This window comes from Streptomyces sp. NPDC049040, assembly GCF_043197715.1.
GTDB lineage: Bacteria > Actinomycetota > Actinomycetes > Streptomycetales > Streptomycetaceae > Actinacidiphila.
The window spans coordinates 1-1,560 of record NZ_JBICTO010000047.1 but is presented as its reverse complement, the minus strand read 5'-3'; the positions used below and the strand labels follow the sequence as shown (position 1 = coordinate 1,560).

Genomic DNA, 1,560 nt, shown 5'->3' with positions numbered 1-1,560 from the left:
AGAAGCTGTTGCGCTATCGGGTGTGGTGAGCGTGGGTTCGAGTGTGGTTTCTCGGTCGGGTGATCTCCGGTCGGGGTGCGCATGGAGACAGGGCCTCCGGTGCATCTCGGGGTTGTCGAGACCAACGAGCATGCCGTGGAGGCCCTGTTGCCGTTGTTGTACGCCTTCGCGTCGGCCGGGTCCAACCCGTTCACCCGGTCGTGTGACTGCCTCGCGCACCGTTTCGGGAATGCGGGTGACCGCCCGGACCGGAAGCCGCGGTATTCGTCGGACATGACGGACTGTGAGTGGGCTGCGGTGCGGGATCTGCTGCCGGTGCCCGGGTGGATGGAGGGCAGGGGAGGGCGGCCGGAGGGCTACTGCCATCGGCAGATGCTCGACGCGGTCCGCTACCTGGTCGCGGGCGGTATTACCTGGCGGGCGATGCCCGCGGACTTTCCCCCGTGGGACCGCGTCTACGCGTTCTGGCGGCGCTGGCGCGACCAGGGCCTGATCGGCGAACTGCACGACCGGCTGCGCGAGCGGGTCCGGCAGGCGGTCGGCCGGGACCGGGAGCCGACCGCGGGCGTCATCGACGCGCAGTCGGTGAAGGGGGCCGCGTCGGTACCAGCGGCCACCAGGGGCTTCGACGGCGGCAAGAAGGTCAACGGACGCAAGCGGCACATCGTGGTGGACACGCTCGGGCTGCTGCTGACCGTGATGGTCACGGCGGCATCGATCACCGACCGCGAGGCCGGGCGGACGCTGCTGGCCCAGCTGCGGCACCGGCACCGGCGGATCACGCGGGTGTGGGCGGACGGCGGCTACACCGGGCCGCTGGTCGACTTCGCCCGCCAGGTGCTGCACGTCGCGTTGACGGTCGTCAAACGCAGCGACGACACCAGCGGGTTCACGGTGCTGCCTAAACGGTGGCTGGTGGAGAGGACGTTCGCATGGCTGATGCGCTCACGCCGCCTGGCCCGCGACTACGAACGGCGCACCGACAGCGCGGAGTCGATGATCCGATGGTCGATGACCATGGTCATGAGCCGGCGCCTGGCCCGGCAACGACACTGAACATCCCTGGCCTGCCCTCGGCCAGCCACCCGCGCGCGACCAGGCGCTTGGCCTTCGACCGCACCCCCTCGACCTTCGCGGGAACCGGCTCGAGCCCGAGGGCGGCCGCGAGCTGCCGGCAATCCATCGCCTCTCCGCCCGATCCGCCCAGGGCCTCCATGATCCTCCGGTAGTCCGGCGCCAGCACGCTCACGTCGAGCCCGTCACGCCACGTCGGCACCACTGACCCCGGCACCGCACCCGCGGCCGCCACCGGCCAGGCCTCGGCCACCGCATTCGGCGTCTCCCGGTCGCGATGCGGCTCCGCAAGAACCTGCCCGACCGTCTCCCGAGCGATCACGAATCGCTCCACCACGGCCTCCGCCTCCCGAAGGTCGGCCTGCAGAGCTTCCACCTGCTGCCGAGCGGCACGCTCCCGCTCCTCCAACAACCCCATCACCGACGGCACCCGGCACCTCCACCGAAGAGACGACACGACACGTCACTCCTGCCGCCGAACCACCG

2 protein-coding genes are annotated in these 1,560 nt (G+C 70.7%); one reads left to right on the top strand and one right to left on the bottom strand.

Annotated features, from left to right (window positions below):
- Positions 1–273 precede the first annotated feature (273 nt).
- Complete coding sequence (locus ACGFMP_RS37210; RefSeq protein ID WP_393678532.1) at positions 274–1,056, top strand: IS5 family transposase; 783 nt, start codon at positions 274–276, stop codon at positions 1,054–1,056.
- Here the strand turns inward: ACGFMP_RS37210 and ACGFMP_RS37205 are convergent.
- Positions 1,022–1,504: a hypothetical protein gene (locus ACGFMP_RS37205; RefSeq protein ID WP_393678531.1), complete on the bottom strand. Its 483-nt coding sequence runs from the start codon at positions 1,502–1,504 to the stop codon at positions 1,022–1,024. The two genes, ACGFMP_RS37210 and ACGFMP_RS37205, sit on opposite strands and share 35 nt — an antisense overlap.
- Between the last annotated feature and the right edge of the window lie 56 nt (positions 1,505–1,560).